This window comes from Streptococcus thoraltensis DSM 12221 (genome assembly GCF_000380145.1).
In the GTDB taxonomy this organism is placed as follows: Bacteria; Bacillota; Bacilli; order Lactobacillales; family Streptococcaceae; genus Streptococcus; species Streptococcus thoraltensis.
This window is the reverse complement of record NZ_KB904589.1, coordinates 1-16599: the sequence shown is the minus strand read 5'-3', so window position 1 is coordinate 16599 and position 16599 is coordinate 1. Positions and strand designations below refer to the sequence as shown.

12 protein-coding genes are annotated in these 16599 nt (G+C 39.5%); all 12 read left to right on the top strand.

From position 1 onward, the window contains the following. The first annotated feature begins 929 nt into the window (after positions 1-929). Positions 930-1796 (top strand): fructose PTS transporter subunit IIA, encoded by an 867-nt coding sequence (locus A3IA_RS11755; RefSeq protein ID WP_018379912.1) that lies wholly within the window; start codon positions 930-932, stop codon positions 1794-1796. 102 nt (positions 1797-1898) lie between these two features. Next, complete coding sequence (locus A3IA_RS0103240; RefSeq protein WP_018379911.1) at positions 1899-2486, top strand: glucosaminidase domain-containing protein; 588 nt, start codon at positions 1899-1901, stop codon at positions 2484-2486. Between the two features lie 248 nt (positions 2487-2734). Next, on the top strand, positions 2735-3256 hold the full coding sequence (locus A3IA_RS0103235; protein ID WP_018379910.1) for a hypothetical protein: 522 nt from the start codon (positions 2735-2737) through the stop codon (positions 3254-3256). A 63-nt stretch (positions 3257-3319) separates the two neighbouring features. Next, the gene (locus tag A3IA_RS0103230) at positions 3320-3700 is read left to right on the top strand and encodes a DUF1149 family protein (RefSeq protein WP_018379909.1); all 381 of its coding nucleotides are present in this window, start codon (positions 3320-3322) and stop codon (positions 3698-3700) included. Then, positions 3700-4551 carry a DegV family protein gene (locus tag A3IA_RS0103225; RefSeq protein ID WP_018379908.1) on the top strand — a complete coding sequence of 284 codons (852 nt, stop codon included), beginning with the start codon at positions 3700-3702 and terminating at the stop codon, positions 4549-4551. Before A3IA_RS0103230 ends, A3IA_RS0103225 begins: the two co-directional genes overlap by 1 nt. A 112-nt stretch (positions 4552-4663) precedes the next feature. Further along, positions 4664-5431, top strand: a complete 768-nt coding sequence (gene dapB / locus A3IA_RS0103220) for a 4-hydroxy-tetrahydrodipicolinate reductase (RefSeq protein WP_018379907.1) — start codon at positions 4664-4666, stop codon at positions 5429-5431. After that, complete coding sequence (locus A3IA_RS0103215) at positions 5431-6633, top strand: CCA tRNA nucleotidyltransferase (protein ID WP_018379906.1); 1203 nt, start codon at positions 5431-5433, stop codon at positions 6631-6633. The genes dapB and A3IA_RS0103215 overlap by 1 nt, the downstream gene beginning before the upstream one ends. A 456-nt stretch (positions 6634-7089) precedes the next feature. Next, complete coding sequence (locus A3IA_RS0103210) at positions 7090-8961, top strand: ABC-F family ATP-binding cassette domain-containing protein (RefSeq protein WP_026217532.1); 1872 nt, start codon at positions 7090-7092, stop codon at positions 8959-8961. A gap of 14 nt (positions 8962-8975) precedes the next feature. After that, positions 8976-10343, top strand: a complete 1368-nt coding sequence (locus A3IA_RS0103205) for an MATE family efflux transporter (RefSeq protein ID WP_018379904.1) — start codon at positions 8976-8978, stop codon at positions 10341-10343. A gap of 664 nt (positions 10344-11007) precedes the next feature. Then, positions 11008-12750 (top strand): ABC transporter ATP-binding protein, encoded by a 1743-nt coding sequence (locus A3IA_RS0103200; protein ID WP_018379903.1) that lies wholly within the window; start codon positions 11008-11010, stop codon positions 12748-12750. Then, positions 12751-14523: an ABC transporter ATP-binding protein gene (locus A3IA_RS0103195; RefSeq protein ID WP_018379902.1), complete on the top strand. Its 1773-nt coding sequence runs from the start codon at positions 12751-12753 to the stop codon at positions 14521-14523. 266 nt (positions 14524-14789) lie between these two features. After that, entirely contained in the window at positions 14790-15626 is an 837-nt protein-coding gene (gene licT, locus A3IA_RS0103190) for a BglG family transcription antiterminator LicT (RefSeq protein WP_018379901.1), read from the top strand. Positions 15627-16599: the final 973 nt, after the last annotated feature.

Here is a 16599-nt window from a genome sequence, read left to right as displayed (position 1 = left end):
AAGCTAAATAGTAGTTTTATAAGAAAAATAAACATAGCGTTGACCGCCCAGTCAGCGCTTTTTAGTACGACACAGGCACAGTGTATATCTAAAGTTGAAGCCTTCTGCGGACACTCATTGATAAATACAATAGCGACTTTAAAGCTAAATAGTAGTTTTATAAGAAAAATAAACATAGCGTTGACCGCCCAGTCAGCGCTTTTTAGTACGACACAGAAACAGTGTATATCTTAAAGTTGAAGTCTTCTGCGGACACTCGCTACTGATAAACGCAATAGCGGCTGCCACGCCTGCCTATCAGCTTGGGAAGAGCTACTAATTGGTGGTACAGAAGTCAATTCTGAAATAAGTTATATCGTCATTATCGTCAAATGAATTAGCTTTCAAACAAGGTACTGAGACGCGGACAGTGCTGATACTTTTCGAAAATCAAAAGCAAACCTTGTTGACTTGATTTGATAACCGTCAGTTCTATCAGCTATCTGTGTCGCCTAGTCTGATTTTGATTTTCATTGAGTATAATATGAGTACGGCAAGTCGAAAATGACGATGTAGCAAAGTTAATGCAAAAGACTATACTTGTTTGATGGGTGGTTATGATTTTTCACCTTCGTAGCAAAACGAAGTGAAAGTCACCTATTCAAAACCAATCTTCATAAATAGGAGGACGGGTTAACGATTTAGATGATAGTTTAGAGAAACATACGTCAAAAGTTAGTTGTGCTGTCCTGTTTTGAGCGGTACGCACGGCAGTGTGAGAGGGGCTAGAGATTGGTTTCTCCTTGATTGAAAAAAACACAAAATGAACACACCTTCCAGACCAGTTTTTCTGGGAAACGTGTTATGATAAAGGAAAATGAGGGTTTTGGATTTCCCAACCTCTGAAAAAACGAAATAAAAAAATGAATTTTCCCCAAGGAGGAAGCAGGGTGTCAATCAAAGAATTATTACGTAAAGATTTGATGATTATGGAATTAAAGGCTATTTCTAAAGATGTGGCTCTTGATGAAATGATTGCCAAATTAGCAGCGCATGCTATCATTCATGATAGTGCTTTGTTGAAGAAAAGTATCATGGTTCGTGAAGAACAAGGGGTAACTGCGCTTGGACATGGCATTGCTATGCCTCACAGTAAGCATATTGTTGTGGACAAGCCGGCAATCCTATTTGCACGTTCGTCCCAAGGGATTCCGTACAAGGCAGAGGATGGGCAACCTGTTGATCTTTTTTTCATGGTAGTTGCTCCTAGTGATGCGCAAGATGTTCAATTAGAAGCCATTGCGGATTTGTCAAAATATTTGGCTAGAGAAGGTTTTGCTGACCGTTTACGTCAGGCAAGCACAGAAAATGATGTCTTGGCGCTTTTTGATTGCCTCCCAAATGTTGACGAGGCGGAAGAAGTTGAGAAGAAAATCAATCATTCTGGCGATTTTATTGTTGCCGTAACAGCATGTGCCACTGGCTTGATTCACACCTATATGGCTGAAGAAGCTCTAAAAAAAGCGGCTGCTGAAAAGGGAATGACGATCAAGGTTGAGACGAATGGTGCAAGTGGTCTTAAGAATGCGTTGACGGCTGCCGATATTTCACGAGCTAAGGGCGTTATTGTGGCTTCTGATAAGGATACTGATTTAGAACGCTTTGCGGGTAAAAAGCTCATTAATCGTCCAGTTGCCGACGGTATTAAATATGCTGATGAACTCATTGAATCCTTATATTCAGATGAGGCACGGGCACCTGAAACAGAAGAGTCTTCATTAAAAGGAAAATTAAAACGGACATTTTTCGGAAAATAACAAGCTCCTATGACCAGATAAGTTAGTCTTGTCTGGTTTTTAGTTTGTCTTCTTTTTCACTTATGCTAAAATAATGAAGACTTTATAGAGGAGGTGGCAAAAGTGGCGAGACGAAAGAGAAAACAGCGTTATTCTATGAGAACGATTTTGCTTGTTATTGCCGTAACTTTTGCTATAGTTGTTTTTATTAGGCAGGTATTGCCAGAACGGACGGAGCCAGTGGTAGAGTTATCAGTATCAGAGCAGTTTGTAAAAGAGATTGGTCCTAAAGCGCAAGTTATTGCAAGAGAGAATGACTTATATGCTTCAGTGATGATTGCGCAAGCTATTTTGGAATCTGATAGTGGACAATCAAGCCTTAGCCAATCACCACATTTCAACTTTTTTGGTATCAAGGGTAGTTATCAAGGGCAGTCTGTTTCTTTGGAAACTTGGGAGGACGATGGTCAGGGAAATCCCTATACCATAACTGCTGCATTTCGTTCTTATGGTAGTTTAGAAAATGGTTTAGAAGATTATGCTAATTTTTTAGACCGAGATTTCTACTGGGCAGTGCATAGGAGTAATACCCTATCCTACCAAGATGCAACTGCGGCATTGACAGGCACTTATGCGACAGATACGTCATACGGCACCAAACTCAATAATCTTATAAAACTCTATCAATTGACACAGTATGATTCTTTTTAGTAGCACATATAGTCAAAGGAATTACCTTTCGGACAAGGAACAGAAAAAGACGCAGACAGTACTTGATTTTCATTGCGTATGAGTACGACAAGACGAAAGTGACCATGTCTCAAAGTTAATTCAAAAAACTATAAGTTCGGTGAGAAGTGGAGCTGACCTTATTTATTAAGAGGAAGTTTATGAAAGGAAGCTATTGTTACTAGCCCCGTTTCTGGTTTATTCTGACGCTTTTTGCTATAATGTTTAACATGAAAACATTAAATGAAGTTTATGGTGAGCATGCTGAAATGCCCTTTATTTCACCAAAATATGAAACTGAATTATTGAGAAAACCGATTGCCAAACGTCAAATGGAGCGGACAGAAGAAGGGCTTCTTCCAGGACATATCATTCTCTTATGGCGGATTCAATTTGGCACTTATACAACGAAGAGTTCCCACCATAAATATTTTTATACGACTTATGGGATTGATGCTCAAAAGGAGTTAGAGAAACTTATTACAATGGGATATGTTCGCATCAACTCTGCTTTTGAATCAATTAATCTTGTCTCGGCACCTCTTGTGAAAGATTTTCTAAAGGCAAAAGGGGTAAAGGGGTTGAGCAAGATGAAGCGATCTGATTTAGATGCGGCTTTGGAGCGACATTTCACGGAAGAAGAGTTGGGTGACTTGTTTGAGGAGCGCTCCTACGCTTTAACTCAGAGTGGCGAAGACTTATTGGCTAAATACCCTGATATTGTGGCAAAACACCCACAGAAGAAGTATTAGTAACCTTTTATTTTGTAAAAGCATGTGCTATAATAGTCCTAACTGTATCTAGAGGAGAAAACTATGGAAATCATACGCGAAAAAGAATTTGTCAATCAATATCATTACAATGCTCGCAATTTGGAATGGGAAAAAGAAAATGGAACACCAAAAACTAACTTTGAAGTGACCTTCCAATTGATTGAAAAGAATGTTGAGAAAAACGAAACAACAATTGTGGCTGTTTTACAATTTACGATTGTCCGTGATGACTTTGTGATTTCTGGTGTTGTTTCTCAAATGGTTCATATCAAAAATCGTGTTGTGAATGAACCAAAAGAATTCTCTCAAGAAGAAGTTGAATCACTAGCAGCACCACTGCTTGAAGTGGTCAAGCGTATGACCTATGAAGTTACTGAAATTGCTTTGGATCGTCCAGGTGTTAAATTGGAGTTTAATAGTTAATGAAATTAGCAGTAGTAACAGATAGTTCAGCAGCTCTTCCCCAGTCGGTTGAGGGGCATGCTGATTTATTTTGTTTAGATATTCCTGTCATCATTGATGGTGAAACTTATGTGGAAGGTCAGAATTTGACCATGCCAGATTTTTATGACAAAATGGCTACCAATGAAGAACTGCCAAAGACCAGTCAACCGAATTTAGCAGAATTTGATGAGCTGCTGATGAAATTGCAGGCTGAAAAATATACCCATGTTATTGGACTCTTTTTATCAAGCGGTATCTCTGGTTTTTGGGCGAATAGCCAGTTTCTAAAAGACGAATACAGTGATCTTGTTGTAGAAATTCCTGATACAAAAATCACCTCTGCACCGCAGGGGCAGATGGTAGAAACTGCCTTGACTTTAGCACAAGAAGGTTATGAATTTGACCTTATTTTAGAGAAGCTAAATGAGCAGATTTTGGGGACGAAAGCTTTTATCCTAGTCGATGATTTAAACCATCTGGTTAAGGGAGGGCGTTTGTCAAATGGTTCGGCCTTGCTAGGAAATCTTTTATCTATCAAGCCAATTCTTTATTTCAATGATCAGGGTGTTATTGAAGTTTTTGAGAAAGTTCGTACTGAGAAAAAGGCTATCAAACGCTTGGTGGAGATTCTCAAAGAAGAGACAGCTGACGGCGATTTTTATGTGGCTATTATTCATGCCAATGTTGAGGATAAGGCAAAAGAGCTGTATCAAAATCTAAAAGAGTCTGGTTTTGATGAAGAGTTGTCTATCGTGTCTTTTGGCAGTGTGATTGCAACGCATCTTGGAGAAGGTGGTATTGCTTTTGGGATTACTCCAAAAGTTTACTGAAATCGGATTAGCACTCTTGAAGAAAATGAGTAGTTTGGGGAAGTTGAGTTTTTCTGTGATGTCAGAAAAAAACTCACTCCCTTTTTAAGAAGATAGAAATAGGAGATTAAAGATGGCTATTAAAGTGATTGTTGCAGGGTTTAAAGGACGTATGGGTTCTACTGCAGTTGACATGGTTAAATCAGATAAAGAACTTGAATTAGCAGCTTTATTGGATCCTTTTGCGACTGAGACGACCCTTGATGGCGTGCCTGTTTTTACTGATAAGAAGGATTTGGTCAATTTTTCTGCAGATGTCTGGGTTGATTTTACCATGCCTAAGGTAGCCTATGAGAACACACGTTTTGCCTTGGAAAATGGCTTTGCGCCAGTTGTAGGGACAACAGGGTTCACAGAGGGACAACTAGCAGATTTGATTGCCATATCTTCTGAAAAATCACTTGGTGGTTTGATCGCACCAAATTTTGCCATTGGCGCCATTCTTTTGATGGAGTTTGCGGCTAAGGCTTCACAATACTTCCCAGACTTGGAGATCATTGAACTTCACCACGATAAGAAAAAAGACGCTCCTTCTGGAACAGCAGTTAAAACAGCAGAATTGATTGCTGAAAGTCGTCAGTCTAAGTTACAGGGGGCAGCAGACGAAGAAGAATTGCTAAAAGGTGCCCGAGGTGCTGAGTACGATGGTTTTCGCATTCACAGTGTTCGTTTACCCGGTCTTGTTGCCCATCAAGAAGTCATATTTGGTGCAAAAGGAGAAGGTCTGACACTGCGTCATGATTCCTATGACCGCTCTTCTTTCATGAGCGGTGTTAATTTAGGTATTAAAGAAGTTGTAAAACGTAATCAACTGGTTTATGGATTGGAAAAACTGCTCTGATGAAGTTAGAAAAATTACCAATTGAGTTTGAGGAAGCCCTACCTCTTCTCGAGAAGATTAAAAAGGCCGGGTTTGAAGCCTATTTCGTTGGTGGATCTGTTCGTGATGTCCTGCTCGGTCGTCCTATCCATGATGTGGATATTGCGACCTCGTCTTATCCCGAGGAGACCAAAGCTATTTTTGAACGCACGGTTGATGTTGGGATTGAACATGGGACAGTTTTGGTTTTGGAAAATGGTCATGAATATGAAATGACTACTTTTAGGACTGAGGATGTCTATGTGGATTATCGCAGACCATCAAGTGTTTCTTTCGTTCGCTCTTTGAAAGAGGATTTGAAACGGCGTGATTTTACAGTAAATGCCTTTGCATTAAATGAGGATCGTGAGGTTATTGATTTATTCGATGGCTTAAAAGATTTGAAAAATCGTGTTCTGCGTGCGGTAGGGATTGCTTCAGAACGTTTTAATGAGGATGCTTTGCGCATTATGCGAGGAATTCGTTTTTCAGCAAGTCTTGATTTTGACATTGAAGAACAAACCCTAGCAGCCATGTCAGAATGTGCGCCGCTTTTAGAAAAAATATCTGTCGAACGCAGCTTTATTGAATTTGATAAATTATTATTGGCGCCACATTGGTCAAAAGGTCTCGATGCCTTGATAGCAACTGGTGCCTATGACTATCTCCCTGACTTTCAAGGGACTGCAACTAAGTGGCGAGCGTTTCAAAGGCTGATTGAAAAAGACTACCAATTTCTTAGTTCCGAGCAGGCGTGGGCAGCCGTGATGATTGTTTTAGCTATTCATCAACCTAAGGGATTTTTGAAGAAATGGAAAACATCTATCCAGTTTCAAAAGAGAGTGACCCAGATGATTGAAGTCTTTCAGGCGCGAAAATCATCATCTTTGACTAGCTGGCAGGTTTACCAATATGGTAAGGAACTCATTCAAGAAGTGGAAGCCCTAAGGGCTGCATTTGGAATGGAAGCAGACTTTGACGGATTGGCACAACTGGATAAGGACTTGCTTATCCATGACAAACATGACATTGTTGTCAATGGTGGTATCCTCATATCTGAATTAAATATGAAACCAGGACCGGATTTGGGAGAAATGCTCAGTCAAGTCGAGCTAGCTATTGTTAAAGGAGAGCTTTCCAATGACAAAGAGGCGATTTTTGACTTTGTAAAAGATAAGATATAAAGAAGAGGAGGCCTTACCTCCTTTCAGCAGGTTGACAAAGTCCTTAAAATTTGATAAATTGGGGCATCTTGCAGAGAGATAGATATTAATTAAACTTTTAGAAACGCTTTTATAGTCTTTTGAATTAACTTTGACACATGGTCACTTTCGACTCGCCCTACTCATACTAAATGAAAATCCAAAGCAGACTAGGCGACACAGATAGCTGATAGAACTGTCTTCATCACATTAAGTCAACAAGATCTTCTTTTGCTTTTCGAAGAGTATCAGGTACTGTCTGCGTCTTTTTTTGTTCCTTGTCTGAAAGTTAATTCATTTGGCTATATTTTAACGTTTTTGGGGGTTTTTTGTTTTTGGCTACAAAGAAAAAGATTGGAGAAGAAATGTCCAAAATGGACTTTTATTCAATCTGAGAGGAGGCATTGCCTTCTTTTGATGCGTAGAAAAGGGTATGGAATGAGTGATTTTATTGTTGAAAAATTAACCAAATCTGTGGGAGATAAGACTGTTTTTCGGGATATTTCCTTTATTATTCATGATTTGGATCGTATTGGGATTATCGGAGTTAATGGTACGGGTAAAACAACCCTTTTAGATGTCATCTCTGAAAAGATAGGTTTTGATGGGGATGTGTCACCATTTATCAAGGCAAATGGTTATAAAATAGCATACTTAACGCAGGAACCACAATTTGACGAGAGCAAAACGGTTCTGGATACAGTTTTGTCATCTGATTTACACGAGATGCGTTTGATTCGTGATTATGAGACGATCATGGCGAACTATTCAGAAGATAAGCAGTCTGAACTTGAAAAAGTCATGACTGAGATGGATTCTCTTGATGTTTGGAGCATTGAAAGCGAAGTCAAAACAGTTGTCTCCAAACTTGGTATTGATGATTTGACACAGAGAGTATCTGATTTATCAGGTGGTCTTCGCCGCCGTGTGCAATTGGCGCAAGTTTTGCTTGGGGATGCGGATTTATTGTTACTAGATGAGCCGACTAACCACTTGGATATTGATACCATTGCTTGGTTGACCAATTTTTTGACAAATACTAAAAAGACTGTACTTTTTATCACCCACGACCGCTATTTCTTGGATAATGTGGCGACACGTATTTTCGAGTTGGCAAATAGTAGCTTGACTGAGTATCAAGGAAACTATCAAGATTATGTGCGCTTGCGTGCCGAACAAGACGACCGTGATGCGGCCGCCATGCATAAGAAAAAGCAGCTTTACAAGCAAGAGTTAGCTTGGATGCGCACTCAACCACAAGCTCGTGCAACCAAGCAACAGGCTCGTATCAATCGTTTCCAAGATTTGAAAAAGGATGTTCATCAGGAAACTGGTTCAGAAGATTTGGAAATCAATTTTGAAACCAGTCGTATCGGAAAGAAAGTCGTTAATTTTGAACACGTGGATTTTTCATATGACGGCACCAAGCAAATCCTTTCTGACTTTAACTTGATTATCCAAAATAAGGATCGTATTGGGATTGTGGGGGATAATGGAGTTGGAAAGTCAACTCTTCTCAACTTGATGACGGGTGATTTGACGCCGACTGCTGGCAAGTTAGACATCGGTGAAACGATTAGGATTGGCTATTTTTCGCAACAAATCAAGGGTATGGACGAGAGTAAGCGCGTGATTTCCTACTTGCAGGAAGTGGCAGATGAGGTCAAAACGACAGTTGGGACAACCAGTGTTAGTGAGCTTTTGGAACAATTTCTCTTTCCACGTTCGACGCATGGCACCCAGATTGCTAAATTATCAGGTGGTGAGAAAAAGCGCCTTTATCTCTTGAAGATTTTGATTGAAAAGCCAAACGTTCTTCTCTTGGATGAACCGACAAATGATTTGGATATTGCGACCTTGACGGTTCTGGAAAATTTCTTGTCAGGATTTGCTGGACCAGTCATTACAGTCAGTCACGATCGCTATTTTTTGGATAAGGTTGCTAATAAAATTCTGGCTTTTGAAAATGGTGGCATTAGAGCTTTTTATGGAAATTACACGGATTACCTTGATGAAAAGGCCTTTGAAGCGAATCAAGCTGCCACGCTTGCCAAATCCCAAGCGCCAAAAACGAAAAAAACGCGTCAAGAAAAGAAACGCATGTCCTATTTTGAAAAGCAGGAGTGGGCAAGTATTGAAGACGATATTACCAAGTTAGAAGAAGAGATTGAAGCTATTGAGGCTACTATGCTAGAAAATGCTAGTGATTACGGTCAATTAGCAAGTTTACAACGTGACTTGGATGATAAGAATGAAAAACTTCTCGAAAAATACGACCGTTATGAGTATTTGAGCGAATTAGACGACTAGAACTAGAGGAGATTATGTACCAAACAAAAAACTTGAAGGAGAAAATCAGCTTATTTCTCAAACTATTTTTTCCCATTTTAATTTATCAATTTGCCAATTTTTCGGCTACCTTCATTGATACCATGATGACGGGTAAGTATCACACGGTCGACTTGGCAGGTGTTTCTATGGCAGGTAGTCTGTGGAATCCTTTCTTTACCTTGCTAACAGGTATTGTGTCAGCTCTGGTACCTATTATTGGGCAACATTTGGGGCAGGGAAGTCATCAGAAAATCAAAGATGACTTTCATCAGTTTATCTATATTGCTTTGTTTTTATCAGTAGTTCTTTGGCTTCTCGTTCATTTCGGAGCTATTCCAGCTTTGGAACATTTTAATCTGGAGCCATCTGTTGTGACCATTGGACAGGGTTATTTGTCATGGATTTCGGTGGGTATCCTGCCCTTGCTTTTATTTAGTGTCTGCCGTTCTTTCTTTGATGCTTTAGGTTTGACCAAGTTGTCCATGTATCTCATGTTGCTCTTGTTGCCTTTTAATTCTTTTTTCAACTATATCTTGATTTATGGGAAATTAGGTCTTCCTAAGATGGGAGGAGCAGGTGCAGGACTTGGAACAGCTTTGGCATATTGGCTGCTTTTGTTAGTGGTGGTTGCTGTTATGGTGGTCCATCCGACCATCAAGTCTTTTAAGGTTTGGCAGTGGACAGCACCGAATAAAAAATTACTGAAACAAGGCTTTTTACTTGGACTGCCAATCGGTTTGCAAATTTTTGCGGAGGTGGCTATCTTTGCAACCGTCGGATTGTTTATGGCTAAATTTTCAACAGAAATCATTTCAGCGCACCAGTCAGCCATGAATTTCACGACCCTCCTCTACGCTTTTCCGTTGAGCATTTCAATCACTATGCCAATTGCCATATCCTTTGAGATTGGGGCTGGAGATTACAAAGCTGCTCGCGATTTTGCTAAAATTGGACGTTTGACAGCTATTGTTTTTGCGCTCGTAACACTGACTTTCTTGTATTTCTTCAGGACACAAGTGGCATACCTCTACGGATCAGGTGATTCCTTTATCAGGTTGACGACAGAATTCTTAATTTATGCCTTTTTCTTCCAATTTGCTGATGCTTTTGCAGCCCCCATTCAAGGGATTTTGCGGGGGTATAAGGACACCACTTACCCATTTGCTATTGGTGTTTCAGCCTACTGGGCCATCGCCCTTCCTGTAGGGTGGTTGCTTGATTTGACGACAACTTTAGGGCCGAAAGCCTACTGGATTGGACTTATTGTTGGACTCTTTGCTTGTGGTGTTCTCCTACGTTTGCGTTTGGGTATCATCGAGAAGCGTTATAAAGATGGTGATCCTTTAGAGAGAGTGGTGTAATTATAGTCTTTTGAATTAACTTTGATACCTCGTCGCTGTCGACTTGCCATACTCATACTCTTCGAAAATCAAATTTAGCCCTCGTTGACTTGATTTGACGAACGTTAGTTCTATTTGCGGTAGCGTCGCCTAGTCGCATTTTGATTTTCATGGTGTATCAAGTACTTTTCTGCGTCTGACTTCCTTGTTTGAAAGTTAATTCATTTGACTGATAGTAGGTTTAGATAAATCAGGGACAGTCTATTTTGCTTTGTCCTTAGCTGATTTGGCTGATGCTTATGGCTAAGATGCCAAGTCAGCTTATTTTATCACTTGTGAAACTAACAAGGTTTTAGGTGCTGCAGGATTTGGCAAAATGACTGAAAGTATTTGTAAACTTCAAATATCTTATGTTTCTGAAAAAGTTAGAGGTAAGAGGAGTGGACATGGCTTACTTGAAGAAATTATTCTTTCAAAGAAATGATTATTTTAGCTGGGGAAACAGGTTATGATAAACTGTTTTTAGAAATGTCAGAAATCTTAACACAAGCCATAGCCTATATGAAAGTGCAATTTTTGAGTATTTGGATTCTCCTGTTATGGGCATCGTGCGATGATTATCTGGATGAGGAAAGATTTGAAAATAGAGTGTTTAGCAGAATAGCTAAACTAGGAAAGGAAAGTTATGGGATTAATTTGGTCTTATTTGAAAAAATACCCCAAGTGGTTATTTTTAGATATTTTAGGAGCCTTTCTCTTCGTTGTGGTCAATTTGGGCTTACCAACCATTTTGGCGAGAATGATTGACGAGGGGATTAACACGCGTGACATTAACCGTCTCTACTTTTGGGGTTGGATGATGTTCATTGTAGTGATTCTTGGGATTGTTGGACGTATTGTCTTGGCTTACGCTGCTGGGAAATTAACCACAACCATGATTCAAGTCATGCGCAATGATATGTATGATAAACTGCAAGATTATTCGCACAATGAATACGATAAGATAGGGGTGTCATCGCTTGTGACCCGTATGACGAGTGACGCCTTTGTCCTCATGCAATTTGCTGAACAAAGTTTACGTCTTGGTATGGTAACACCGATGATGATGGTCTTTTCTGTGGTCATGATTTTCACTACCAGCCCATCGATGGCTTGGATTGTAGCCGTTGCTATTCCCTTTTTGGCTTGGGTTGTTGCCTATGTGGCTATTAAAACCCGTCCTCTCTCTGAGAAGCAACAGAAAACACTGGATAAAATCAACCAGTATGTTCGAGAAAACCTGACAGGTCTTCGGGTTATCCGTGCCTTTGCTCGTGAGGATTTTCAAGAGGAACGTTTTGACGATAAAAATAAAGAGTACTCCAAAACCTCTCAATCTCTCTTCATTTTGACAGGATTGACCGAGCCTCTCTTTGTGCAAATTATCATTGCGATGATCGTGGCTATTGTCTGGTTTGCTTTGGACCCTTTGAGTAAGGGCGACTTGCAGATTGGTAATTTAGTTGCCTTTATTGAGTATAGCTTCCACGCTCTTTTTTCCTTCTTGCTCTTTGCCAATCTCTTTACCATGTATCCACGAATGGCTGTTTCGAGTCAGCGTATTGTGGAAGTCATGGATATGCCCATCTCTATTTCTAAAAATGAGGATGGTGTTAAGGAAACACAGACTAAAGGCTATTTAGAGTTTGATAATGTGACGTTTGCCTATCCTGGTGAGACTGAATCACCAGTGCTTCATGATATTTCCTTCAAAACCAAACCGGGTGAAACGATTGCTTTTATCGGATCGACCGGTTCAGGAAAATCTTCTCTGGTTAACTTGATTCCACGTTTTTATGATGTGACGTTTGGTCGTATCCTAGTGGATGGGGTTGATGTCAGGGATTACAATTTAAAAGCTCTCCGTCAAAAAGTTGGTTTTATTCCACAAAAAGCGCTCCTCTTTACAGGAACAATCGGAGAAAACTTAAAATACGGTAAAGCAGATGCTACCCATCTGGAATTGGATGAAGCAAGCGATGTTGCTCAAGCCCGTGAATTTATTGATAGTCGTGAGAAGCGTTATGAAACCCATCTAGCTGAAGGAGGATCAAACCTTTCAGGTGGTCAAAAACAGCGTCTATCTATTGCGCGTGCCATTGTTAAAAAACCTGATATTTATATTTTTGATGATTCTTTTTCAGCCTTAGACTATAAAACAGATGCCACTCTTCGTCGTCGTTTGAAAGAGGTAACCGAAGATGCAACTGTTTTGATTGTGGCACAACGTGTCGGAACGATTATGGACGCCGATCAGATTATTGTTCTAGACAAGGGTGAGATTGTCGGTCGTGGCACACACGATGAATTGATGGCATCAAATGACATTTACCGAGAAATTGCCAATTCCCAGCTTAATAGCCAAAACTTAGAGGAAGGAGAAGCCTAAATGACAAATCAATCTCATGTTTTTAAACGCCTTTGGTCTTATTTGAAAAATTACCAAGGGGCTGTCTATATTGCTATCTTCTTAAAAGTTATCAGTGCCATTATGAATGTCTTGGAGCCATTTGTCTTGGGGCTTATCATTACAGAACTCACCAGCAATCTTTTAGACATTGCCAAGGGAGTTGAAGGTGCTAGTATCAATGTCAACTACATTGCCTTTATTTTAGTTCTCTATGCGGTACGTGCCCTCTTTTACGAAATAGGAGCTTACGGGTCAAATTACTTCATGACTAAAGCCGTGCAAAAGAGTATTCGAGATTTGCGTAATGATCTCAGTCAAAAAGTCAATACCATTCCTGTTTCTTATTTTGATAAACATCAATTTGGTGACATGCTTGGGCGTTTTACAAATGATGTTGAGACAGTTTCAAATGCCCTGCAACAAAGTTTTTTACAGATTATCAATGCCTTTTTAAGCATTATATTGGTTGTTGGGATGGTCATTTATCTCAATTGGAAGTTAGCCATGATTGTTATTATCATGATTCCACTGACCTATATTTCAGCGCAAGCTATTGTTAAAAAATCACAACCCTATTTTAAAAAGCAAGCAGATGCTCTAGGTGCGATGAACGGTTTTGTCCAAGAAAAATTAACTGGATTCAATGTGCTAAAACTTTACGGTCGTGAGGAAGCATCAGCCGAAGAATTTCGTCAAATCACCCAAAATCTTCAAGAGGTTGGGTTCAAGGCTAGTTTTCTCTCAGGGCTGATGATGCCAGTTCTTCATGCGATTTCAGATAGTATCTACCTGATTTTAGCCGTTTTTGGTGGGCTTCAAGTCATTTCTGGCAAATTGACTGTTGGTAATCTTCAGGCTTTTGTTCAGTATACTTGGCAAATTTCTCAGCCAATCCAAACAATTTCACAGTTAGCAGGCTTGCTTCAAAGCGCCAAGTCTTCACTTGATCGTATCTTTGCTGTTTTGGATGAGGCAGATGAAGCTAATGAAGTAACCGAAGTGCTTGAAGCGGATTTAACTGGTCAGGTCAGCTTTAACCATGTTGATTTCCAATATGTTGAAGGAAAACCATTGATTCGTGACTTTAACTTAGAGGTCAAGCCTGGTGAAATGATTGCTATTGTCGGTCCAACGGGAGCTGGTAAGACAACAATGATCAATCTGCTTATGCGCTTTTACGATGTGACTTCAGGTTCGATTACTGTAGATGGTCATGATATTCGTCATCTTTCGCGTCAAGCCTTTCGTCAACAGTTCGGTATGGTATTACAAGATGCTTGGCTCTATGAAGGCACCATTCAAGAAAATCTTCGTTTTGGTAATCTGAAGGCTTCTGATGAGGAGATTGTTGCAGCTGCTAAGGCAGCGAATGTTGATCATTTTATCAGAACCCTACCCGGTGGCTATAAAACGGATATGAACCAAGAGTCAAGTAATATTTCACAGGGGCAAAAACAACTCTTGACCATTGCGCGTGCCCTATTAGCAGATCCTAAAATCTTGATTTTAGATGAAGCTACCTCATCCGTTGATACTCGCTTAGAGCTCCTAATTCAAAAAGCCATGCGCCGTTTGATGCAGGGACGTACTAGTTTTGTCATTGCCCATCGTCTGTCTACTATTCAAGAAGCTGATAAAATTCTTGTTCTAAAAGATGGACAAATCATCGAACAAGGTAATCATGACAGTCTCTTGGCTGATAAAGGATTTTATCATGATCTTTATATGAGTCAATTTGCTTCGCAAGACTAATATTACATTTTTTAGATGTGGTTTTTCTATCCATTTTCTGCTTGTCTTGTCAGCGTTAAGCCGCAAGGCAGAAGAAAAACTACTGTCGGGAGAATGACGGATCATTGTCACTTGCAGTGGAAAACTTACAGCTAAGCATGAGAGAGAATCCGATATTCTCTCTTTTTGTTTGCTTAAAACGATGAGTATTAGAATCCTATTGTGCATTTTGTCAGACTTTTTAGGATTTGTTATAATAACAATAAGGATTAGAAATGGAGCTAAACATGATCATTGAGAAGGTTTATAACAACAATGTGATTCAAGTGAAAGACGACCAAGACAGAGAATTAATTGTTATGGGGCGAGGGCTTGGTTTTCAAAAAAAGATTGGTGACAGAATTGATCAATCCAAGATTGAAAAGGTGTTCGCGCTTCAAAAGGGAAAACTGTCCTCTGATTTGAGGGATTTGTATGAACAGTTACCAAATGACGAGTTAAATAGTTTCTTGCAGGCGATTGACAGTGCTGAAAAATCATTGAATGTCTCATTTAGTAGTAACATTCATTTATCGTTAACGGACCATTTGCATTTCATGTTGGCGCGAGTGAAGCAGGGCGTTACGATTTCTAATCCTTTAGCATGGGAAGTTCGCAAATTTTATCCGAAAGAATATAAGGTAGCACAAGAAATGCTGGGGCGTTTACGGGATGATTTTGCCTTGCCCATTCGGGATGATGAAGCTTCGTCTATCGCCTTGCATTTTATCAATGCCCAGTCTGAAAATGGTGACGTTAACCAATCGCAGCAAGCGACTCGATTAGTGATTGATATTTTAGAAATTGTTCGCTTGCATTTTGGAAACATAGTAGCAGAAGATAGCATTTCTTACAATCGTTTTGTGACTCATTTACAATATTTCGCACAGCGTGTGGTTAATGGCGTAGTCCAAGGGGCTAATGATCCCTTCTTATTTGAACAGGTCAAGCAGAATTATCCTGACAGTTTCAGTTGCACACGAAAAATCGCGCACTATGTTAAAGAAAATTATGATTTTGAGATGAGCATTGATGAAAAAGTCTACTTAACCATTCATATTCAGCGCATGCACACGACGAGATAGTTTTAGAATAGCTGAAGGTATCAGTGCTATTTAGAAGATATGATGGTTTAGAGAAAAGAGTGCTGCTTGATGACTATTTTGAGGGGAAGAGATGATACTGTTTTGCCCTAGCCCTTGATGGCTGTCTATCAAGGGGTGTTTAGGCAGGCGAGTTGATTCTCTACGAAAAAAAAGTTGGCAAGGCAAGCATGTCTGTTTTAGATGTTTTCTCCTTCTGTGTTAGAGTCTTTTGAATTAACTTTGATATATGGTCACTGTCGACTTGCCCTACTCCTACTCAATGAAAATCAAGTCAACAAGGTAAAGGTCTGAAGTTGATTTTCAAAGAGTATCAAGTACTGTCCGCGTCTACCTTCCTTATTTGAAAGTTAATGTATTTGACTATAGTTTCATTATAGAGGGATTGTTATAAAAATTGCTAGGAGGTCAGTTCATGGTCATAAGGGTTAAGCATGCTCTTGCAACGGCTTTGGTTTCATTAGTTCTGTATCTGCCACTAGGTTATCTCTGTCAACTTTTCAAGCTATTTGATTTTCGACTGACCTTGTGGGGGATTGTTACTTTTCTTATTGGGAGTTTGTTTTACTCTTTTTATGTCACTACAAACAGGAATGTTTATCTGTTAGCTTCGATTATTTTATTCATGATTAGCTTTTCTTTATCGCATTAGGCTTATTAAGAGGTGGTGTCAAATCGAGAGACTGAATTTCAGTTAACTGTAAGAGAGTGGGAAAAACTTTAATAAAAAAAAAGAGCCCTTGCTCTTTTTGTAGATTGAAGAAAAAGTTCATTTTGGATATTTTTCTCCAATCTTTTTTCTTTGTGGCTAAAAATGAAAAACTTCGTAAGCGCCCAATAACGAGGTATATATAGTAAAATGAAGTAAAAACAGTACATTTGTGATATCATGTTTTTATGGCATATTCACTAGATTTTCGTAAAAAAGTTCTCGCATACTGTGACAAAACTGGCA